Origin of the sequence: Mycobacterium xenopi (assembly GCF_009936235.1) — a bacterium.
Taxonomy (GTDB): domain Bacteria; phylum Actinomycetota; class Actinomycetes; order Mycobacteriales; family Mycobacteriaceae; genus Mycobacterium; species Mycobacterium xenopi.
Genome location: NZ_AP022314.1, coordinates 63930 through 84595, shown reverse-complemented (window position 1 = coordinate 84595; position 20666 = coordinate 63930). Strand labels below are relative to the sequence as shown.

The window sequence follows — 20666 nt, the reverse complement described above, 5'->3', positions numbered from 1 at the left end:
CGCGGTGTCTGTGCGGATGGATCCGCACCGGTTCGACGAACTGGTCTCCGACGCACTGGACCTGATTCCACCGCAGCTGGCGGCCGTCATGGACAACGTCGTCGTGCTGGTCGCCGACCGGCATCCCGACGACCCCGATCTGCTCGGCCTCTACGAGGGCGTGGCGCTGACCGAGCGGGACTCCAACTACGCCGGATCACTGCCGGACACCATCACGATCTACCGCGATGCGCTGCTCGACGTTTGTGACAGCGACGATCAGGTTGTCGACGAGGTGAAAGTCACGGTGATCCACGAGATCGCCCACCACTTCGGGATCGACGACGACCGACTCCACCAGCTCGGCTGGGCTTAAACCACGGATCTCGGGCGTGGCGTCGACGGATTTGTCGGCGCATGGTGCTATGAACGGCCCATGAACACAAGCTGCCGCGACTGCCTGGCCGGCTTGGATCACTGCCACGGCACCGTCATTCGTCATTGCCTGCGCAGATCGGAGTGCACCGAGGACGGTTGCACCAGCCCGGAACTGGTGCCGCACGACTTCGTCGTCGACTGTGACGCCATCGGCTGCACGTGTGGCCAACCGGCCGCGCTGGCCGTCTGACGTCAGCCCATCGGGTCGGTGCTCGACCGCACCGCGTCGGCCACCGGGGTGGGCTCGGGCTCGGGATAAAACGGCGGCGTCTGATCGGCCCAGCGCACGCAACTCCATCGCCCGTCGGTGATCGGGACCAGCACCACCGCTTCGGTGTTGCCCAGATGGTGGTCGACGACGAAACTGCCGTCCACTCCGGCCAGCACCGCCGCGGCCAGCCGAATCGCCGCGCCGTGACTGACGACGACGATGTCGCCGCTCCAGTCGTCGCGGTCGAGGTAGCGCAGCCGTAAGTCGGTGAGCACCGGCACGTAACGGTCCAGGACTTGGTTGCCGGTCTCGCCTCCGGGTAGCGCCAGGTCGAGTTCGCCCTCGTGCCAGCGTTTGTAGATCGCGTTGAATTCGGCGACCGCTTCGTCGTCGCTGCGGTTTTCCAACTCCCCGACCTGCACCTCGTGGATGCCCTCGACCTCGCGGGCCGGCATGCTCCATTCGGCGCTGATCACCGCGGCCGTCTCTGCGGCCCGGGTGGCCACCGAGTGCATCAGCATCGCCGGTCGCGTCGCGCCGCTGCGCGCGAACTCCCGAGCCTGCTCGCGTCCCAGCGGCGTCAGCCCCGCTCCGGGCGGCCGGGTGTCCAGTCGGCGCTCAAGGTTGCCGTAGGACTGGGCGTGCCGCAGCAGGACGAGTCGGCCGCTCATCGGCCGCAGCCCTCGGCCAGTTCGGGTTTGCCTTCTCGCACCCGCGCCAGCCAGCGCTCCGCCTCGTCGCACTGCGGCGGCAGCGCCCCGGCGGGCGTGCCCGTCGGCCAGGAGCCCAGATACCGCACGTCGGCGCATCGGCGGTGCAGCGCCTTAAGTGCTTCGGCGACCGCGCTGTCGTCGATATGACCAACACAGTCCAGGAAGAACATGTAGGTGCCCAATTCTGTTCGGGTGGGCCGGGATTCGATGCGGGTGAGGTCAATGTCACGGACACCGAGCTCGGTCAACGCCGACACCAGCGCCCCCGGCACGTTGTTGATGCGCAGCACCACCGAAGTCCGGTCTGCGCCAGTGCGTGGCGGCGGCGGGCCCGGTGGGCCGACTAACACGAAGCGCGTGCGCGCGTTGGGCTCGTCGACGACGTTCTCGGCAAGCGCAGCCAAGCCGCGCTGCTCGGCGGCCAGCGCGGTACTGACCGCCGCGTCGACGCGGCCGTCGGCGACTTGCTGCGCCGCGTCGGCGTTGGAGTTGGCGGCTGCAGTTCGGCGTCCGGCAGGTGCGCGGCCAGCCACCGACGTATCTGCGCTGCGGCCATCGGGAAGGCCGCCAGCGTGCGCACCTCGGCGGCGCTACGCCCGGGTTTCACGGCGATGCTGAACGCCACGTCCAGCGTCACCTCGGCGAACACCTGCAGCGGCGAGCCGATGGCCAGGCTGTCCAGCGTAGGTGCCACCGAGCCGTCGATCGAATTCTCGATCGGCACGCAGGCGTAGTCGGCCGCGCCGTTGCGGACGTGGTCGAGCGCGGCCGGCGGGCTTTCGACAGGCAACGGCTGCAAGGCATCCGCGTTGTGGTCGGGAACCAAGCCGGCCGCCGTCATCTGCCGCAGCGCCGCTTCGGTAAACGTTCCCTGAGGACCGAGGTACGCGATGCGGGCCACGGTCAAACCCTATCTGTTCGCCGGTCTTGCGCCGCCGCCCACGAATTAGTTAAGTTAGGCTTACCTTAGTCACGATTCGGAGGTCTGATGAGTTCTGGCAGCACCGCGCCGACCACGGCCGAGCGCATCCGCAGCACCTGCGCCCGCGCGGGAGGCGCGCTACTGGCCGTCGAGGGTGCCGAGCCGATCACCACTCCCCTGCACCACCTCCTCGACGACGGGTCCATCGCGGTCGCTGTGCCGGCGACGTCCGCCGCTCCCGATGGCACCCAAGCCGTTCTTGAACTGGCCGATTATGCGCCACTGCCGCTGCGTGAACCGGTGCGTGCGCTGGTGTGGATGCGCGGACGCCTGCAACCCCTTCCGCCCGCCGCGGTGTCCCCCCTGCTCGATCGGATCGCCGCCGAGGACCCCAATCCGGCGCTGCTGCAAATCCAGACGCCGGCGTCCCAACCGCCGCGGCCGGGCGACACCCGCTATGCGTTGCTGCGATTGCAGATCGAGGCGGTGGTGGTGACCGACGCCTCCGGGGCCGAGTCGGTCGACGTTGCGGCCCTGCTGGCGGCCCGGCCGGACCCGTTTTGCGCAATGGAGTCCTGCTGGCTGCGCCACCTGGACAGCGTCCACCAAGACGTGGTCGCGCGCCTGGCGTCCAAACTGCCTGCGCCCCTTCGGCGGGGCGACGTCCGGCCCTTGGGACTGGATCGCTACGGCGTGCGGTTGCGGGTGGAAACCGCAGACGGCGACCGTGACGTGCGACTGCCCTTTCGCAAGCCAGTCGACGACGTGGCCGGCTTGAGCCAAGCCATCCGCCTGCTGATGGGTTGCCCGTTCGCCAACGGCCTGCGCGCCCGCCGGTACTGACCACTGGCTGCGGTTACCGTGTCGGGGTGAACTCGCCGCACACTGAGCAGCTGCAGCGACGCGCACTGGGCATCGAGATCGTCGTGGTGCTGGGCGTCACGTTCGGGCTCAGCGCCGTCACCGCCGTGCTGGAGCTCACCGATTCGGTGTTGCGTAACCTCAGCACTCAGCGAATCCCGTTGAACCCCAAGCGGTCCTACTTCGACCTGGTCGACCTGGGTCTGAACGTCGCGGTCGCTGCGCAGTTGATCGCCTGGGGCGGGCTCGGGTTGTACCTGTTGTGGCGCAGCGGATTTCGTCCGGCGCAGATAGGGCTGTCCCGGTTTCGCTGGCGCGCCGACCTAGGCGGCGGCATCGGGCTGGCGGTGGTGATCGGTGTGCCCGGCCTGGGTCTATACCTGGCCGCGCGCAAGCTAGGGCTTGACGCCTCGGTCGTCCCGTCGAGCCTGGGCGACACCTGGTGGCGTATCCCGATGCTGGTGGTCGCCGCCTTCGCCAACGGCTGGGCCGAAGAGGTGCTAGTCGTCGGGTACCTGCTTACCCGGCTGCGACAATTGGGTGTCGCCCCGCGCGTGGCGTTGAGTTGCTCGAGCCTGCTGCGCGGCGCCTACCACCTCTATCAGGGTTTCGGCGCGGGGCTGGGCAATTTGGCGATGGGAGTGGTGTTCGGGTATGTGTGGCAGCGCACCGGCCGACTCTGGCCGCTGATAATCGCCCACGGTCTGATCGACACGGCCGCGTACGTCGGTTATGTGCTGCTGGCCCACCGCGTGGGATGGCTGCGCTGACCGCGCGTAGGTTATCCGGATGAACGGCGGCCGCGCACCGGGTCGGCGACGGCGCCCATTGCCGGAGGCGGCCCCGGTGATTCCGCGTGACCCCGGCTATCGCAGGCCGGTCACCGGCTGGCCTGCCGCCCCGCCGCCCCCCAGACGTCCGCGAAAACCGCGCCGCAAGCGTGCGTGGGGCCGGATCGCGGCGCTGACGCTGCTGATCGGGGTGCTGCTGGCCACCGCCAGTGTGCTGGGCGGGGCGTTGTGGCTCGACACCTCACTGCGGCGCACCCCGGTGCTCACCGACTATCCCGGCCGGCCGGCGCCGGGCCGCGGTACCACCTGGCTGCTCGTCGGTTCCGACAGCCGCCAGGGGCTCACCGTCGAGCAGCAGCAAGCGCTGAGCACCGGCGGCGACACCGGCAACGGGCGCACCGACACGATCCTGCTGGTGCACGTGCCAGGGATCGGGTCGAGTTCGCCGACCACGATGGTGTCGATCCCGCGCGATTCGTACGTGCCGATCCCCGGCTATGGCGGCGACAAGATCAACGCGGCGTTCGCGATGGGCGGGGCGCCGCTGCTGGCCCAAACCGTCGAACAAGCCACCGGCCTGCGGTTGGACCACTACGTCGAGATCGGGTTCAGTGGCTTCGCCCGCCTGGTTGACGCCCTCGGCGGGGTCACCGTCTGTCCCACCGCAGCGGTCGACGATCCGCTCGCCGGTATCGATCTGCCGGCCGGATGCCAGCGCGCCGACGGCCGCGCCGCGCTCGGCTATGTCCGCAGCCGGGCAACGCCGCGCGCCGACCTGGACCGGATGGTGCACCAGCGCCAGTTGCTGTCGACGCTGCTGCACCGTGCCGCCAGCCCAGCGGTCTGGCTCAATCCCTGGCGGTGGTATACGGTGCCGCGCGCGGCGGCCGACGCGCTGACCGTCGACCAGGGCGACCACGTCTGGGATCTAGCCCGGCTCGGGTGGGCGCTGCGCGGTGCCACCGCCACGATGACCGTGCCGATCGGCGAGTTCACCGGCAGCGATTCGGGCTCGGTGGTGGTGTGGAATCACGATGCGGCCCGCCAGTTGTTCGACGCGCTGGCGTCCGACGCACCGCTGCCATCTGGCCCCCAGGGCGAGCAACCATAAATTGTGAATAACGCGTCTTGAATTGTCTATTTAATATAGCCTTGCTTTACTTAGGGGACGCTGGCCTCAGTAAGTATTACCTTGCATGACAATCGCCTTTGAGCTGCGGTAACGTGGCTCGTATGACTGAGCGGGATATACCCAAAACGAAATTCCACGCATTGCTGCAAGAGCAGATTTACAACGAATTCACTGCTGCCCAGCAATATGTTGCGATTGCGGTTTATTTCGACGACGCTCATCTGCCGCAGCTTGCGAACCACTTCTACCGGCAAGCGGTGGAGGAGCGAAATCACGCGATGATGCTGGTACAGCATCTGCTCGACCGCGATCTCGGTGTCGAAATCCCCGGTGTGGGCCCCGTCCGCAACCGGTTCGACGCCCCGGCAGAGGCGCTGGCGTTGGCGCTTGACCAGGAGCGTGCCGTCACCGAGCAGGTCAGCAGGCTGGCCGCCGCGGCCCGCGACGAAGGCGACTACCTCGGCGAGCAGTTCATGCAGTGGTTCCTCAGCGAACAGGTCGAGGAGGTGGCGCTGATGACCACGTTGTTGCGGGTGGCCCGCCGCGCCGGGGACAACCTCTTCAACCTCGAGAACTTCGTCGCCCGCGAGGTAGCGATGCCGGCCACCGACTCGTCCGCGCCGACGGTGGCCGGAGGACGCCTGTAGCGTGGGCTCAGTCGCGACCCGCTCCGGTCAGTCCGTTTTGCAGCCACGCCTTGGCGCGGCCGGGGTAATGGGTGGCGATCCACGCCACTCCGACTTCGCGGCAGAACTCGACGTCCTCGAAATGGTCGACGTTCCAGCAGTACAACGCGCGGCCCTGGGCGGCGGCGCGGTCCACCAGTTCGGGATGCTCACGAAGCGTCGCGATCGACGGCCCTATTGCGGTGGCCCCGACCGAGCTGGCCGTCGGGCCACCTAGATATCGGTAGGCCCGGCTGAGCAGCACGGTAGGCAGCAGCGGCGCCGCTCGCCGAATCCGCCACAGCGCCATCGCTGAAAACGACATGACGACCGCGCGCGACCGGTCAGCCGATGCCGGAGTTGCGATCCCAAAGCGCTGCAACAGGGCCAGCACCTTGCTTTCCACCAGCGCCCCGTAGCGAACTGGATGCTTGGTCTCGATGAAGATCTTGACCGGTCGGTTCCAGTCCAACACCAGCGCGACAAGGGCATCCAGCGTCAGCAATCCCGTGTCGCCGTGGGTGCCGTCGGGGCGCCAACTGCGGTGCCACGCACCGTATTCCAGTTCACGAAGCTGCGCTAGCGTCATCGTGCTGACTAGGCCGACGCCACTGGACGTCCGGTCCAGCCGCCGGTCGTGCACGCACACCAGATGACCGTCGCGGGTTAGCCGCACATCGCATTCGACTCCGTCGGCGCCCTCTTTGAGGGCCAGATCGTATGCGGCCAACGTATGTTCGGGCCGAGCTGCCGAGGCGCCGCGGTGTGCCACCACGAAAGGATGCCCGGCGAGCACCTCGTCGGCCCACGTCATAGGACTATGCTGCCGGTTCCTGGCCCGCTAACTCAACAGCAGCGCCGGACGGGGCTGCGCGGGCCTGGTCGTCATCGACAACCACCCAGCGATGGGTGGGCCGCTCCACAGGCTTGCGCTCGAATCCCTCGAACACCTTCGCGATGGCGGCGACGGTCAGCGCCGCCAGCAGATAGGCGAACGCGGTCGTGAGGGTGTTGTTGGCAATGCCTTGCGCGTCGTGGGCGCGGCTGGTCGCGATCGCCCACATCGATACCGCGGTGCTGACGACCCACACTGCCCACCACACCAAGATGGGTCGGCGCAGCCGGGCATGGATGTCTTCGACCTTCGCCAGTTCGATGACGTACACCGGCGCCCACAGCAAGTTGACCAGCGGCACCAGGCAGCCGGCCCACATCGCTCGTTCGGGCCGCGGTTCGGGCCGACGGCGATAGCCAAACGCGGCGGCCCGTCGGACTATCAACCATCTGATTAGCACCACAGCGCAAAATACGACCGTGGCCACCGCGGCCAGGCTGGCCAGGACCCCGAGCCAAAGCGCAGCCGCGGCCACCACCGGGTTCAGTAGCGTGCTGCGGTTGATGACCAGCAGCACGTAGCGCACCAGGTACACCAGCGCCGCGATGGCCAGCACCACGATGCTGGTCAACAGGGTGGCCCGCACCTTCGCCGGTGTGGGTCCCGGCTGAAGCGGCGACGGCTGACCCGCGATGAGATCGACACGGTCCACCAGGCCCCATCGCGGTATGGCCGCGTATCGCGGCGTCGGTCCCAGCGGCCGCCGCCGTCGTCGCGGCGGCGGAGGAGGGCCGGGACGCACCGCTATCCACCGGTAACCCGGCGGCAGCTGCGGCGGCGTGCGCGGTGCGACGCCGGGCTGGGCGCTTGGATGCCCGCTCCACCGCAGGTCAGCGTGAGGCACCGGCGCGTGCAGCGTTCCACGGCAGCGTGGACACCAGACCCGTTGCCGATCTCGAACGTTCCAGCGGGTGCCGCAGCGGGAGCACACCTGGATCACGGCACAAGCTTAAGCTCGTCGCAGTACCAGCCCGGCCTCGCGGTGCGGCCGGGACGCCGCCAATCCGCAGTCTCAGCTACCGACAGCTATCCACAGTTTCCACAGCCTTATCCACAGCCGGGTGCGGGTGGCGGGTGCATTGACGTCGTGTCAATACGACGCGCGCCCCGCGACTGTGGATAACACTGCGGCCGTCAGCCACACCATCCAAAGGCTTCTGACCTGCCGAGCGAAATACCTCGCCGCGCTAAGCAACCCTGAGCCGGCGTCGGCTCACGCGGCAACGCTTAACCCAGCCACCGGCCTCGTCGGGCAAATACACAGGTCAGAAGCCTGTCAACAGGGCTGTTTTCCTGCCGCTGCCACAGGCGTTATGATCGCGAGCACCACATCCGTTGTGACTCATTTCACTGGGGGCAGTTCAGGTGCAGGCCAGGGGCACGCGATGACCACACAACCAGTCGGGCCGCGGTCGGCGGCTTCGTCGCCGCAGTGGTTTTCCGGATCGCCGACATGTAATCGCTCCTACGTCGTGGCTGGCGTGCGCGCCGGGTTGATCGCCTTGGCGTTGCTGGCGGTGTTGGCTTTCATCGTTTTGGTCTGACGTCGCGCCGGTTCGCACTCTCGGGCAGGCACTCCGCGCACCTTGGTTGCGGCACGCGCGGTCATGGAGCAGGGTTGAACACGCTTAGGCCGCCGCAAGGCGGGAACCCTGAAAGCAGAGCGTCACAAAGCAGATCATCGACGATCAAGGAAGGAATCGGAGTGGCTGAATACACCTTGCCCGATCTGGATTGGGACTACGGGGCACTGGAGCCGCATATCTCGGGTCAAATCAACGAGCTTCACCACAGCAAGCACCACGCGACGTACGTCAAAGGCGCCAACGACGCGCTCGCCAAGCTGGAGGAGGCGCGCGCCAAAGACGATCATTCCGCGATCGTCGGGCATGAGAAGGCCCTCGCGTTCAACCTGGCCGGCCATGTCAATCACTGCCTGTGGTGGAAGAACCTGTCCCCCAACGGCGGTGACAAGCCGACCGGCGAATTGGCCGCCGCCATCGACGACGCGTTCGGCTCGTTCGACAAGTTCCGCGCCCAGTTCACCGCGGCCGCCACGACCGTGCAGGGGTCGGGCTGGGCGGCACTCGGCTGGGACAGCCTGGGTGGCAAGCTCCTGGTGTTCCAGGTCTACGACCACCAGTCCAACTTCCCGCTCGGGATCGTCCCCCTGCTGGTGCTCGACATGTGGGAGCACGCCTTCTACCTGCAGTACAAGAATGTCAAGGCTGACTTCGCCAAAGCATTCTGGAACGTGGTCAACTGGGCGGACGTCCAGGAGCGGTATGCGGCCGCGACCTCGAAAACCAAGGGTCTGATCGCCGGCTGAAGCCGGCGGGTCGGGCGCCTAGCTGCCGGTAGTGCGCCCGCCTATCGAGGCGAATCGGAGACGGGGCGCCGCGCCAAGCGCGCGGTGCCCTGCCTTTGCCCGCCGCTGGTGACTAGCCGTGTCGGCTTGCAGGTGCTCGATTGCTGGCGCATGCTGTGCTCATCGACCCACCGATGTGTTGTTGCGAGTTGTTCGAGCGGAGGTATCGCGGAGGCTGAAATGGAAGCTGGGTCAGGCCGGCCAATTGAAGTTGCCCCCTTTCATTCCCATGGCTCCCTGAAGGGATTCGTGATCTCGGGGCGCTGGCCGGATTCGACGAAGGAGTGGGCCCAGTTTCTTATGGTGGCAGTCCGAGTGGCGTCGTTGCCTGGATTGCTTTCCACCACAACCGTTTTCGGTGCTCGCGAAGAACTCCCCGAATCACCGGAGCCTGGCACCGTGGGCCTGGTGGTGGCCGAGGGGCCGGTGGTGGGCGAGTCTGCCATCGCGCCAGGGCATTTCGCTGATCACCAACCTCCCGCGCTCATGATGTTGCATCCGCCGTCGGAGACCACGCCGTCATTGCCGGAATGCACCGGGGCGGCGTCGGGCTGCGTCCTGCTGCCCGGACTGCCGTACCTCGGGTTGGAGCACCGGGCGGCCTGGGTTGAGGCAGAAGCCGACGGCACGGTGACGTCTATGGTTAGTCGCGTCGGCGTCGACCCGATTAGCCATCCGGACACTGCGATCCTCGCGATGCTGCTTGCCGCGTAAGCGAATTCAACGCGCCAACCCCAAACACCACACCGCTGCCCGATATAGCACGCGCTAATCCGAAATGGGCAACACCCGAATCGACAAATACGGCTTCCCGAACTTGCCTGCGGTGCTGGCGAACCGCCGTCAGCGCCGCTAGCCTGAGATCGTCATCGAAGGGGAGTAGTCCTGAATCGCCCAGTCGACATACTGGCGAACAGCCCGGCTGGCGAACCGATCCAAGCGGACGGTGGGCGAGACCTTCGACCGGAGTTCGGCGACCGCTGAGGTCGCCGGCGACGCGTCGAAAGGTCACGGCACATGCTCGCAGCCACGATTCTAAGCTTCTGGGTAGTTTTCGTCGCCGAGCTCGGCGACCGCTCGCAGCTCATCACCATCACCTATTCGCTGCGCTACCGCTGGTGGGTGGTGCTGACCGGAGTGGCGATCGCCTCGACCTTGGTTCACGGGGCCTCGGTGGCGATCGGGCATTCGTTGGGGATGACGCTGCCGGCGCGGCCGATGGCCTTCGCGTCGGCGATCGCGTTCTTGGTCTTCGCCGCGTGGACCTGGCGGGAGGCCCGCACCGGCACCGATGGCGTTCCCCCGATCCGAGAACCGCGATTCGCGCTGCTCGCTGTCGTGTCGTCCATCGTGTTGGCAGAGCTGAGCGATAAGACCACGCTGGCGACGATCACGCTGGCCAGCGATCACGACTGGGTGGGCGTGTGGGTCGGCACCACGGTCGGCATGGTGCTGGCCAACGGCTTGGCCATCGTTGCGGGAATCCTGCTGCACCGCCGCCTGCCGGAGCGGCTGCTGCACCTCATGGCCGGCCTGCTGTTCCTGGCGTTCGGATTGTGGATGCTCTTCGACGGCGTCCTGGGTTGGCGCTGGGTGGGCGTCGCGGCGGTCGCCGCGGTGGCGGTCGCGGCGACGATGCCCGCACTGCGTTCCATCCGCCGCAGGCAGCCGCTCGCCGACCCCTTTGGGCCATCGCCGGAATCCGCGCGAGAGAGCCGCCGAGCGCCGATGGCACGTCGTCGCGGCGACTAGGCGCAGCCACCCGACAGCAAAGCGCCTTCCGTATCGACCTACGCAGCTAGTTGGTTGCCGGGCGACGCGGGTAGAGGGCCGCGCGAGCACACGGGCCTGCGGCCCTCGATATGGCGGACCCGTAGCACGACATATTTTCCTTGGTGCATATGCACATACGCATCGGGAAACACGTGATGTCGTTTAACGGCGCCGCCGATCGCCGCCGCGGGCGTCGGTATTAATTCCGCACGGGTTTGCACTTGGTTGTGGGCATAACTGTCGCTACGATGATCAGCAAATACGTGGATGGAGTCGTTTCGTTCGTCAAACCCGCTGGAGGTCATATCGATGAGCACGACGTTTGCTGCTCGCCTAAACCGCCTGTTCGACACGGTCTATCCGCCCGGGCGCGGGCCGCACACCTCGGCTGAGGTGATCGCGGCGCTCAAGGCAGAGGGCATCACGATGTCGGCTCCCTACCTGTCACAGCTACGCTCCGGCAACCGGACGAACCCCTCGGCGGCGACCATGGCCGCGCTGGCCAACTTCTTCCGCATCAAGCCCGCCTACTTCACCGACGACGAGTACTACGAAAAGCTCGACAAGGAGTTGTCGTGGTGGGCCGCGATGCGTAACGAAAACATTCGCCGCATCGCAATGGGAGCCGCCGACCTCTCTCCCGAGGCCCAAGAAGACGTCGCGCAGCGGGTTGAAGAGCTGCGCCGCAAAGAGCACCTCGACGCCTAGCCCGCCGGGCGCTGACCTGACGCAAGGACACCGGCCGACGCCGATTAGGGTTGGCACGGCGATCACGCACACGCGCCGCGAGCGGTCAACGAGATAGCGGGAGGGGCGGCCGGGAATGGGCCTGTTCGGCAAGCGAAAGACCCGTGCGATTCGTCGTGCCGAGGCCCGTGCGATCAAGCAACGCGCCAAGCTCGACGCAAAACTGGCCGCGAAAAACGAGGCACGCCGCATCAAATCGGCTCAGCGGGCAGAAGCCAAGGCGCTCAAGGCCCAGCTCAAAGCCCAGCGTGATAGCGACCGAGCAGCACTCAAAGCCGCCGAGACCCAGCTTAAGGCGGCACGCGAGGGAAAATTGCTGTCACCCACGCGAATCCGGCGGGTGTTGACGGTGTCTCGCCTGCTGGCACCGATCGTCGCGCCGCTGGTCTACCGGGCAGCCATGGCCGTGCGGGGGGCGATCGACCAACGTCGCGCCGACCGGCTCGGGGTGCCGCTGGCCCAGATCGGTCGGTTCTCGGGACACGGCGCCCGGCTGTCGGCCCGTGTCGCCGGCGCCGAGCAAACCCTTCGCGCGGTCCAAGACAAAAACCCCAAAGATGCTGAGACCAACCAGTTCGTCGCCGCGATCAGCGAGCGTCTGAGCGATCTGTCCGCGGCTATCACCGCCGCGGAAAACATGCCCGCCTCACGGCGGCGCGGCGCGCACGCCGCGATCGCCAAACAACTCGACGGCATCGACGCCGACCTGATGGCCCGGCTCGGGGTAGGCTGACCGTCGATGCCCCGCCGTCACAGGTTGGCGATGCGTATCGCGTTTGTAACCGTCAGCGCCGCAACGCTTTACGTCGGCGCCGCCGCTGGTGTCGCGCCGGCCTGGGCGCACGTACATGTCAGCAGCGACAACCTGGTGCGCGGCAACATGGCCATCGTCACCTTCGAGGTGCCGAACGAATCGCCGACCGGCGCGCCCACCACTGCGCTAAGCGTCGCACTGCCGGGGGTGGCCGTTGCCGGCACCGAAACCGTGCCCGGATGGACGGCCAAACTCGACAGGGACGCTGCGTCGGGTGCCGTGCGGTCCGTCACCTGGACCGCCGTCCCGAACGGCGGCATTCCCGCCGATCAGTTCGCGCTGTTTCGGATCTCGCTGAAACTGCCCGACAGCGACACCGTGACATTCCCGGCCACCCAGACCTACGCGGACGGGTCGGTCGTGAAGTGGGATGAGCCGCCGCTGCCGGGTGGCGCCGAGCCGGAACATCCCGCACCCCGGCTGCCCCTCGTCGCCGGGCCTCGGGGGCCATTATCACACCACATGCCCGCTGCGATCGCGCCGACGGATTCGGCTGCGCGGCAGGCCAACAGCTCACCTGACAACACCGCTCGCCTGCTCGGCGGGTGCGCCCTGCTGGTCGCCGCGCTGGGCGTCGGCATAGCGCTGCTACGCCGGCGCGCGTAGGGCTGATGACCGGTGTAGCGCGCGCAGCGACCCTCGGCCTGCTCCTCGCCGCGATCATATGGGCCGGCGTCTTCAACGGCGCACCCGTCGCCGCGCATGCCATCCGGGTGTCCGCCGATCCACCGGAAAATGCCGTGCTGAACACCGGTCCGGCACGAGTCAGCGCCACCTTCAACGAGCCGATGCAAACCAGCTTCGCGGCGATGACGGTCGTCGGCCCGGATAAGAACCTGTGGTCCTCGGGTCAGCCGCAGGTGCAGGGCGCGGTCGTCAGCGTCGGCGTCCGACCGTTGGGACCGGCCGGCACCTACACGGTGAACTACCGGGTGACCTCCGCGGACGGCCATGTGGTGTCGGGTTCGTGGTCGTTTCGGCTCGCCGTGCCGGGCACCGGTGAGCCTGGACCCGCGGCATATCCCGGCACTGGCCCCCCGCGAGCGATCCCGGCTTGGCCGTTTGCGGTCGGCGCCGTCGTGCTCGTTGCCGGTGCGGCGGTGTGGGCTCTGCTGCGCCGCCGACCATGAGGTCCAGTCGGCTTGGCTCCCCAGCCGTTTTCGGCCACCGGTGCTGGCATGATGGGGTTTCGACTGCTGGTGTACGCGACTGGCGGACGCGACGAAAATCTGCAAAGGAGCAGCCGCATGGCAGACCCGCAGGATCACCCAGAAGACGCACCCGGCGCGGCACCGACCCCGCCCACACGGCCAGCCGAGGAGGCCGGACCGGCGGCCGACCAGAAGCCCCGGCCGACCAGACGCCCCCGGCTGAGCAGACGCCGGCCCCGAAGCCACCACAGAAGGCGGTGAAGAAGACCGCCGCCAAGAAAGCGCCCGCCAAGGCCGCGAAAGACGCGAAGAAGGCCCCGAAAACCGCTGCCAAGAAAGCGCCAGCGAAGAAGTCGCCCGCCAGGAAACCTCCCGCCAAGAAGGCAGCCCCCGCCAAGGTTGAACCGCCCGCCTCTGCGCGTGTCGAAACCAACGGCCAGCTTGCTGACGGAGCCAAACAGGCTGCGGCGCAAGCCAAGTCGACGGTCGAGACCGCCGACTACCCGGTTCCCCCGGCGCCCGCGGTGCCGTCGGCTGCCCGCTCCCCGGTGCCGGTGGTGGTCGCGGTCGCCCTCGGCCTGATCGCGCTGCTGCTGATCCGACAGCTGCGGCGCCGCTGAACCGGTGGCCGTGACATTCCGGCCCACCGCCGACCTGGTCGACGACATCGGCGACGACGTGCGCAGTTGTGACGTCCAGTTTCACCAGTTCGGCGGCCGCCGCCAGTTCGCCGGACCGGTCAGCACCGTGCGCTGTTTCCAGGACAACGCCCTGGTGAAAGCTGTGCTCTCCGAACCCGGCGACGGCGGGGTGCTGGTAATCGACGGCGCCGGCTCGTTGCACACCGCGTTGGTCGGCGATGTCATCGCCGAGTTGGCCCGCAGCAACGGCTGGGCCGGGCTGGTCGTGCACGGCGCGGTACGTGACACCGCCAGGCTGCGCGTCATCGACATCGGGATCAAGGCGCTCGGCACCAATCCCCGCAAGAGCGCCAAGACCGGCGCCGGTGAGCGCGACGTCGCGATCGACTTGGGCGGGGTGACGTTCGTGCCCGGCGACGTCCTCTACAGCGACGACGACGGAATCGTCGTCACCTCACCCGGTCGTGGCTAGGCTAGGCGGCCACCGCGACCCGATGCTTGCGGAACTGCAGGGCGTCGTCGTCGACTCGGCCGCGCCGGAGCAAGCGTAGGTCGAGCAGGTAGTTCTGCTTGAGCCGCCACGGGATTCGAGAACCGGCTTTAGGCAGGTAGTCCAGTGCCCGCAGCACGTAACCCGGCGTGAAATCCATTAACGGGCGCTCGTCCACCGAGTTTCCGGGGTGCTGCGGCACCACCGTGTCAAAGCCGTTGTCATCCATGTAGTTGAGCAACCGGCAGACGAACTCCGAAACCAGGTCGGCCTTGAGCGTCCACGACGCATTGGTGTAGCCGATGGTAAACGCCATGTTGGGCATGTCGGTCAGCATCATGCCTTTGTAGGCCATCGTCTCGTTGAGCTCGACCGGCATGCCGTTACGCCGGATCTGAGCACCCCCGAACAACTGCAGGTTCAACCCCGTTGCGGTGATGATGACGTCGGCTTGCAGCTCGTCGCCGGAGTTCAGCCTGATCCCGGTCTTGGTGAACCGGTCGATGGTATCGGTGACGACGTCGGCCTGTCCGTGCCGGATGGCGCGGAACAGATCCCCGTTGGGCGCCAAGCACAAACGCTGATCCCACACCTTGTAGCGTGGGCCGAAATGCTTTTCGACGTCGTAGCCTTCCGGCAGCCGCCGCTTGGCCATCGTCATCAGCGTCTTGCGCATGTAGTTGGGGAAGCGCCGGGAAAGCTGGTACTGCAGCGTGCTGAACGCGATCGCCTTCCACCGGTTGGCGACATGGGCTGCCTTGTCCGGCAGCAGCCGGTTGGCCCGCTCGGCGAACGGGTCCACCTCGGGCAGTGACCCGATATACGTCGGCGAGCGCTGCAACATGGTCACGTGCCCGGCACCCGAATTCACCAGGGCCGGAATGAGAGTCACCGCCGTAGCGCCAGACCCGATGACGATGATCTTCTTGCCCGCGTAGTCCAGATCCTCCGGCCAGTGCTGCGGGTGGACGATGGTGCCTGAGAAATCCTGCGAACCCTCGAACTTCGGCGAATAGCCCTCGTCGTAGTTGTAGTAGCCGCTGCACGCGAACAGGAAGGTGCAGCTGATCTGACTGCGCCGGTCGTCGTTCTCGACGGTGAGCGTCCAACAATTGTCGGCGTCAGACCAATCGGCGGCCACGACTCGGTGGCGGTAGCGAATGCGCCGGTCGATCCCGTTTTCCGCCGCGGCCTCCTTGAGGTAGGCCTTGATCGACGCGCCGTCGGCGATCGACTTCGCTGAACGCCACGGCTTGAACCGGAAGCCCAGCGTGAACATGTCCGAGTCCGAGCGGATGCCCGGGTATTTGAACAGGTCCCACGTGCCGCCGAGGTCGTCGCGGCGCTCGAGGATGGTGTAGCTCTTAGTCGGGCACCGGTTCTGCAGGTGCCAAGCGGCGCTGATACCGGAAATGCCGGCGCCGACGATGACCACGTCGAGGTGCTCAGTCATGGGACCAACGGTATCAACATAGTGTCGAGTCAGTCAACAAGGTGTTGAATTCGTCGACGCGGTGTAAAGTAGCAGCCGTGACGACCCTCAGTCCCGTCCGCGCCTCCCATAGCCGACGTTCGGCGCGCCCGTCTGGCGACGACCGTGAGCTGGCGATCCTGGCCACCGCCGAACGGCTGCTCGAGGAGCGTTCGCTCGCCGAGATCTCGGTGGACGACCTGGCTAAGGGTGCCGGGCTGTCGAGGCCGACTTTTTACTTCTATTTCCCGTCCAAGGACGCGGTACTGCTCACCTTGTTCGAGCGGGTGATCGTCGAGGCCGACTCGGCGTTGGAAAGCATGGTGGCCAATCCCCCAGCGGACACAAAGACCTTGTGGCGCACCGGCATCAACGTTTTCGTCGAAACGTTCAGCACGCACCGCGCGGTGTCCCTCGCCGCCGACGCCGCCCGCACCAACGAAGATGTCCGCGAGCTCTGGTCGCGCTTCATGCAAAAGTGGGTCGCCCACGCCGCCGCGGTGATCGAGGCCGAACGCGGCCGCGGTGCGGCGCCGGTGACGCTGCCGGCTCACGACCTGTCCGCGGCGCTGAACCTGCTCAACGAAAAGGTGATGTTGGCGTCCTTCGCGGATGCGCGTCCCTCGGTACCCAACGAACACCTACTCGACACCCTGGTGCACATCTGGGTCACCAGCATCTACGGCGAACCGAGTTAACTTGTCACCCAGCCATGCGAACATATGTTCGTGTGGGCCTCTGCTGGTCACCAGGCGTCCATCCTGCACGCCGACTTGGACTCGTTCTACGCGTCGGTCGAGCAGCGCGACGAGCCGGCCCTGCGCGGCCGCCCGGTGATCGTCGGCGCCGGGGTGGTGCTGGCCGCCAGCTACGAGGCCAAGGCCTATGGCGTGCGCACCGCGATGAGCGGAACTCAAGCGCGACGGCTCTGTCCGCAGGCCGTCGTCGTGCCGCCCCGGGTCAGCGCCTACTTGCGGGCCAGCGACGCGGTGTTTGAGGTATTCCGCGACACCACACCGCTGGTGGAGGCGGTCTCGGTGGACGAGGCGTTCCTCGACGTGGCCGGGCTGCACCGGGTATCCGGCGCGCCGGTTGAGATTGCGGCACGGTTGCGCGCCGACGTGCGTGACCGGGTCGGGCTGCCTATCACTGTCGGCGTCGCCCGCACGAAATTCCTCGCCAAAGTGGCCAGCCAGCAAGCTAAACCGGACGGATTGCTGGTGGTGCCGCCCGACCGGGAGCTGGCGTTTCTGCATCCGCTGCCGGTGCGCCGACTGTGGGGCGTGGGCACCAAAACCGCCGAGAGGCTACACGCGCACGGTATCGACACCGTCGCCGACGTCGCCGAGCTCAGCGAGTCGATGCTGGCCTCGCTGGTGGGCCGGGCGATGGGCTACCGGCTGTATGCGCTGTCGCGCAACATCGACCGCCGCCGGGTCAGCACCGGTGTACGTCGCCGGTCGATCGGCGCCCAGCGTGCGCTCGGTCGCGCCGGGACCGCCATGTCGGCCGCCGAGATCGACGCCGTGGTGATCAGCCTGATCGACCGGATTGCCGCACGCATGCGCGCGGCCGGGCGCAGCGGACGCACCGTCGTGCTGCGGCTGAGGTTCGCCGACTTCAGCCGCGCGACGCGGTCGCGGACCTTGCCGTGGCCGACGTCGTCGACGCAGATCATCCTCGTCGCCGCCCGGCAGCTGGTCGCATCTGCCCGTCCGCTCATTGCCGAGCGGGGGCTGACGCTGCTGGGGTTCGCGGTCTCGGGTATCGACCGCAGCGGCGCCGAGCAATTGGTGCTGCCCTTTACCGCGAAAGAGCCGCGGCCGTTGGCGATCGACGCCGCGGTCGACGAGGTGCGACGGCGCTTCGGGAAGTCGGCGCTGACCCGCGCGGTGCAGATCGGCCGCGATCCCGGCCTGGAGATGCCGCACCTGCCGGACTGATTTTCGGCCGCTCGGCCGCAGGCCGCCTCACCCGGTCGTCCAGGCGAGCAGCTTGTCCACCGGCCAGGTGTTGACGATCCGCTCGGCGGGCACGCCGGCGTCCAGGGCGCGCTGTGCGCCGTAGCCGAGGAAGTCGAGTTGTCCGGGCGCATGGGCGTCGGTGTCGATGCTGAAATTGCAGCCGATCTGTAACGCGAGGTCGATCAAGCGGCGCGGCGGGTCGCGGCGCTCAGGCCGGGAGTTGATCTCCACCGCGGTGCCGTGGTCGCGGCAGGCGGAGAAAACCGTTTCCGCGTCGAACTTGGATTCGGGGCGGATACCGCGGTTACCCGCCACCAGCCGGCCCGTGCAGTGCCCGAGCACGTCGACGTGGCCGTTGGACACCGCGCGCACCATCCGCCGGGTCATGGCCTGCGCATCCATGGACAGTTTCGAGTGCACGCTGGCCACCACGACGTCGAGGCGCTCCAGCAGTTCGGGTTCCTGGTCGAGGCTGCCGTCGTCGAGGATATCCACCTCGATCCCGGTCAGGATCCGCATCGGCGCGAACTGTTCGCGCAGCCCCTCGATCACCTCCAGCTGTTCGCGCAGCCGTTGCGCCGAGAGCCCGTTGGCGATCGTCAGCCGCGGGGAATGGTCGGTCAACGCACAGTATTCATGGCCCAGGGCGGCGGCGGTCGCCATCATCTCCTCGATCGGCGCCGAGCCGTCCGACCAATTCGAATGCAGATGCAAATCCCCACGCAGCGCTGCGCGTAATTCGCCACCGCCGAGATCACCTGCGGCAGAGCGCAATTCGGCCAGCAAGTCGGGCTCTTGCCCGGACCAGGCTTGGTCGATCACCTTCGCGGTTTTGGGTCCGATGCCCGGCAACGACTGCCAGCTGTTGGCCTGACCGTGCCGCTCACGCTCCGCGTCGTCTAGCGCCTCCACGATGTCGGCGGCATTGCGGTAGGCCATGACTCGGCGGGGGTCTTCGCGGGCACGATCCTTGTAGTAGGCGATCTGTCGCAGCGCAACCACCGGATCCATAACCCAAGTCTGCCCGTCGTCAACCAGTTATGAACTGGCCGGTGATGAACCCGGCCAGGATGACCGCAAACCCGCCGATCTCACCGGCGATGAGCGAGGCCATCTCCAACTTGAGCCTGCGGTCGGCGTGTTCGAATTGGTTGGTGGTGTCTCGGCGCACGCCGTGGTCGATGTAGCTGGCGATGGCGGCAACAAAGAAGAACACCATCACCATCGCCGCGGTCAGATTGACCCATGTCGGCCAGGCGCTGAGTTCGACGAAAACCGCGATCAGCAGCGTCGCAAACGAGTAGAGCAGCGCGGCCCGGTGCGCGATGTCGACGTAGGGATGCGCCCGGTGGTCGGCGGCGACCATCATCTGCCGGTACTTCCACACGCCGAGCAGGAGCGCGAGCAGAAAGATCAGCCCCGCCGACAGCAGGGTGATCTTGGTGTCGATGCCGAGACCCATGGTCCGGGGGAGTCTAGTTGGCCGCGCGCCGACATCGACCGCGCCCCGTTAGGCTCGGGGAATGCGATTCGCGTTCAAGACATCTCCGCAGAACACCACCTGGGCTGACATGTTGGCCGTCTGGAAGGCCGCCGACGACATCGACGTCTACGAATCCGGGTGGACGTTCGACCACTTCTATCCGATCTTCTCCGATTCCACCGGCCCCTGCCTGGAGGGTTGGACCACCCTGACCGCGCTGGCTCAGGCCACCACCCGGCTTCGGTTAGGCACCCTCGTCACCGGCATTCACTACCGTCACCCCGCGGTGCTGGCCAATATGGTTGCAGCACTGGACATCATCTCCAACGGCCGACTCGAGTTGGGCATCGGCGCCGGCTGGAACGAAGAAGAATCGGGCGCCTACGGCATCGAGCTGGGCAGCATCAGGGAACGCATGGACCGGTTCGAGGAAGCCTGCCAGGTGCTCACCAGTCTGCTCAGCCAGGAAACGACCGACTTCGACGGCAAGTACTACCAGCTCAAGGCCGCCCGCAACGAGCCCAAAGGGCCACAGCGCCCCCACCCGCCGATCTGCATCGGCGGCAGCGGCGAAAAACGCACCCTGCGTATCACCGCCCGCTACGCCCAGCACTGGAACTTTGCCGGCGGCCCAGCCGAGGAATTCGCCCGCAAGCGCGACGTCCTGGCCGCGCACTGCGCCGACATCGGCCGCGACCCGAAGGAGATCATGCTGTCGGCGCACCTGTTCCTGGGGCCGGACCGCAATTACGCACAGCTGCTCGAGAATGCTGCCACGTTGGCGGCCGAGGGTCTGGATCTGGGCATCGTGTACATCGCGCCGCCTCACGATCCGGCGGTACTTGAGCCGCTGGCGGAGGCGATCAGGGGCTCGGGACTATAGGTCTCGATGCGCACAACGCCAGGTAACGAGTTGATAAATCTCAGCAAACGCGTAACACCGACAGCCGACTGAAGCGTGGCCGCCGCTACACGCCGAAGCGCAGCAGTTCCTCGGCGGTTACCAGGCGCTCGTGCTTGGCCGGGAATTCACGGCTCTTCACCGGGTGCCGAAACCATGACCAGGCAATTCGTCCCACCCGTGACCGAGGTATGAGGTTGATATGCACGGGAATCACTCCTGCAATCGGTCAACTGAACCTGGGTCTACAACGAGT

At 67.0% G+C, this 20666-nt stretch carries 25 protein-coding genes and 2 pseudogenes; 19 read left to right on the top strand and 8 right to left on the bottom strand.

Going from position 1 to position 20666, the window contains the following annotated elements; genetic code table 11:
- The first annotated feature begins 4 nt into the window (after positions 1-4).
- Both MYXE_RS00405 and MYXE_RS00400 read left to right on the top strand, forming a co-directional pair.
- Positions 5-355 (top strand): metallopeptidase family protein, encoded by a 351-nt coding sequence (locus MYXE_RS00405; RefSeq protein WP_003919895.1) that lies wholly within the window; start codon positions 5-7, stop codon positions 353-355.
- 60 nt (positions 356-415) lie between these two features.
- Positions 416-607 carry a hypothetical protein gene (locus tag MYXE_RS00400; RefSeq protein WP_003919894.1) on the top strand — a complete coding sequence of 64 codons (192 nt, stop codon included), beginning with the start codon at positions 416-418 and terminating at the stop codon, positions 605-607.
- A 2-nt stretch (positions 608-609) separates the two neighbouring features.
- On the opposite strand, the gene MYXE_RS00395 is transcribed toward MYXE_RS00400, so the two are convergent.
- Positions 610-1299, bottom strand: a complete 690-nt coding sequence (locus tag MYXE_RS00395) for a histidine phosphatase family protein (RefSeq protein WP_085197990.1) — start codon at positions 1297-1299, stop codon at positions 610-612.
- A pseudogene (gene pheA, locus MYXE_RS00390) lies at positions 1296-2242 on the bottom strand (prephenate dehydratase). Before pheA ends, MYXE_RS00395 begins: the two are co-directional and overlap by 4 nt.
- A gap of 87 nt (positions 2243-2329) precedes the next feature.
- Here pheA and MYXE_RS00385 point away from each other — a divergent pair.
- From MYXE_RS00385 to MYXE_RS00370, 4 genes are all read left to right on the top strand, one after another.
- A complete protein-coding gene (locus MYXE_RS00385; RefSeq protein ID WP_085197984.1) occupies positions 2330-3106 on the top strand; it encodes a DUF2470 domain-containing protein in 777 nt (258 codons plus the stop codon).
- A 26-nt stretch (positions 3107-3132) separates the two neighbouring features.
- A complete protein-coding gene (locus MYXE_RS00380; RefSeq protein ID WP_085197981.1) occupies positions 3133-3894 on the top strand; it encodes a CPBP family intramembrane glutamic endopeptidase in 762 nt (253 codons plus the stop codon).
- 19 nt (positions 3895-3913) lie between these two features.
- Entirely contained in the window at positions 3914-5026 is a 1113-nt protein-coding gene (locus tag MYXE_RS00375) for an LCP family protein (RefSeq protein WP_085197979.1), read from the top strand.
- Positions 5027-5148: 122 nt separating this feature from the next.
- A complete protein-coding gene (locus MYXE_RS00370) occupies positions 5149-5694 on the top strand; it encodes a ferritin (RefSeq protein WP_085197976.1) in 546 nt (181 codons plus the stop codon).
- Between the two features lie 7 nt (positions 5695-5701).
- Here MYXE_RS00370 and MYXE_RS00365 read toward each other — a convergent pair whose 3' ends face one another.
- Together MYXE_RS00365 and MYXE_RS00360 are read right to left on the bottom strand one after the other, a co-directional pair.
- Entirely contained in the window at positions 5702-6526 is an 825-nt protein-coding gene (locus tag MYXE_RS00365) for a glycerophosphodiester phosphodiesterase (RefSeq protein ID WP_085197973.1), read from the bottom strand.
- 4 nt (positions 6527-6530) lie between these two features.
- Positions 6531-7547: a DUF4328 domain-containing protein gene (locus MYXE_RS00360; protein ID WP_081485270.1), complete on the bottom strand. Its 1017-nt coding sequence runs from the start codon at positions 7545-7547 to the stop codon at positions 6531-6533.
- A 445-nt stretch (positions 7548-7992) separates the two neighbouring features.
- Between MYXE_RS00360 and MYXE_RS23670 the strand changes: the two genes are divergently transcribed.
- The 10 genes and pseudogenes from MYXE_RS23670 to rraA all read left to right on the top strand — a co-directional run bounded on the left by MYXE_RS23670 (position 7993) and on the right by rraA (position 14573).
- On the top strand, positions 7993-8151 hold the full coding sequence (locus MYXE_RS23670) for a hypothetical protein (protein ID WP_162829742.1): 159 nt from the start codon (positions 7993-7995) through the stop codon (positions 8149-8151).
- 161 nt (positions 8152-8312) lie between these two features.
- Positions 8313-8936, top strand: a complete 624-nt coding sequence (locus MYXE_RS00355; RefSeq protein WP_003919885.1) for a superoxide dismutase — start codon at positions 8313-8315, stop codon at positions 8934-8936.
- A gap of 219 nt (positions 8937-9155) precedes the next feature.
- On the top strand, positions 9156-9689 hold the full coding sequence (locus tag MYXE_RS00350; RefSeq protein ID WP_003919884.1) for a hypothetical protein: 534 nt from the start codon (positions 9156-9158) through the stop codon (positions 9687-9689).
- Positions 9690-9992: 303 nt separating this feature from the next.
- Positions 9993-10727 (top strand): TMEM165/GDT1 family protein, encoded by a 735-nt coding sequence (locus MYXE_RS00345; protein ID WP_085197968.1) that lies wholly within the window; start codon positions 9993-9995, stop codon positions 10725-10727.
- Positions 10728-11057: 330 nt separating this feature from the next.
- Positions 11058-11456 carry a helix-turn-helix domain-containing protein gene (locus tag MYXE_RS00340; RefSeq protein WP_003919882.1) on the top strand — a complete coding sequence of 133 codons (399 nt, stop codon included), beginning with the start codon at positions 11058-11060 and terminating at the stop codon, positions 11454-11456.
- 115 nt (positions 11457-11571) lie between these two features.
- Positions 11572-12228, top strand: coding sequence for a DUF6474 family protein (locus MYXE_RS00335; RefSeq protein WP_085197965.1), 657 nt, complete (start codon positions 11572-11574; stop codon positions 12226-12228).
- A gap of 6 nt (positions 12229-12234) precedes the next feature.
- Positions 12235-12915 (top strand): YcnI family protein, encoded by a 681-nt coding sequence (locus tag MYXE_RS00330; protein WP_085197963.1) that lies wholly within the window; start codon positions 12235-12237, stop codon positions 12913-12915.
- Between the two features lie 5 nt (positions 12916-12920).
- Positions 12921-13439: a copper resistance CopC family protein gene (locus tag MYXE_RS00325; protein ID WP_003919879.1), complete on the top strand. Its 519-nt coding sequence runs from the start codon at positions 12921-12923 to the stop codon at positions 13437-13439.
- A 117-nt stretch (positions 13440-13556) separates the two neighbouring features.
- Positions 13557-14080: pseudogene (locus MYXE_RS00320) on the top strand (Rv3852 family protein).
- A 4-nt stretch (positions 14081-14084) separates the two neighbouring features.
- Positions 14085-14573, top strand: coding sequence for a ribonuclease E activity regulator RraA (rraA, locus tag MYXE_RS00315; RefSeq protein WP_003919877.1), 489 nt, complete (start codon positions 14085-14087; stop codon positions 14571-14573).
- 1 nt (position 14574) lies between these two features.
- Here rraA and MYXE_RS00310 read toward each other — a convergent pair whose 3' ends face one another.
- Complete coding sequence (locus MYXE_RS00310) at positions 14575-16044, bottom strand: flavin-containing monooxygenase (RefSeq protein ID WP_085197961.1); 1470 nt, start codon at positions 16042-16044, stop codon at positions 14575-14577.
- Between the two features lie 77 nt (positions 16045-16121).
- On the opposite strand from MYXE_RS00310, the gene MYXE_RS00305 reads away from it, so the two are divergent.
- Both MYXE_RS00305 and dinB read left to right on the top strand, forming a co-directional pair.
- Positions 16122-16760, top strand: coding sequence for a TetR/AcrR family transcriptional regulator (locus MYXE_RS00305; RefSeq protein ID WP_085197958.1), 639 nt, complete (start codon positions 16122-16124; stop codon positions 16758-16760).
- Positions 16761-16784: 24 nt separating this feature from the next.
- Complete coding sequence (gene dinB / locus MYXE_RS00300; protein WP_085197956.1) at positions 16785-18005, top strand: DNA polymerase IV; 1221 nt, start codon at positions 16785-16787, stop codon at positions 18003-18005.
- A 27-nt stretch (positions 18006-18032) separates the two neighbouring features.
- On the opposite strand, the gene MYXE_RS00295 is transcribed toward dinB, so the two are convergent.
- Both MYXE_RS00295 and MYXE_RS00290 read right to left on the bottom strand, forming a co-directional pair.
- Positions 18033-19037 (bottom strand): PHP domain-containing protein, encoded by a 1005-nt coding sequence (locus tag MYXE_RS00295; protein ID WP_085197953.1) that lies wholly within the window; start codon positions 19035-19037, stop codon positions 18033-18035.
- A 19-nt stretch (positions 19038-19056) separates the two neighbouring features.
- Positions 19057-19488: a hypothetical protein gene (locus MYXE_RS00290; protein ID WP_003919872.1), complete on the bottom strand. Its 432-nt coding sequence runs from the start codon at positions 19486-19488 to the stop codon at positions 19057-19059.
- A 61-nt stretch (positions 19489-19549) separates the two neighbouring features.
- On the opposite strand from MYXE_RS00290, the gene MYXE_RS00285 reads away from it, so the two are divergent.
- A complete protein-coding gene (locus MYXE_RS00285; protein ID WP_085197949.1) occupies positions 19550-20392 on the top strand; it encodes an LLM class F420-dependent oxidoreductase in 843 nt (280 codons plus the stop codon).
- An 85-nt stretch (positions 20393-20477) separates the two neighbouring features.
- Here the strand turns inward: MYXE_RS00285 and MYXE_RS23665 are convergent, their stop codons facing one another.
- Positions 20478-20618 carry a hypothetical protein gene (locus tag MYXE_RS23665; RefSeq protein WP_086009161.1) on the bottom strand — a complete coding sequence of 47 codons (141 nt, stop codon included), beginning with the start codon at positions 20616-20618 and terminating at the stop codon, positions 20478-20480.
- Between the last annotated feature and the right edge of the window lie 48 nt (positions 20619-20666).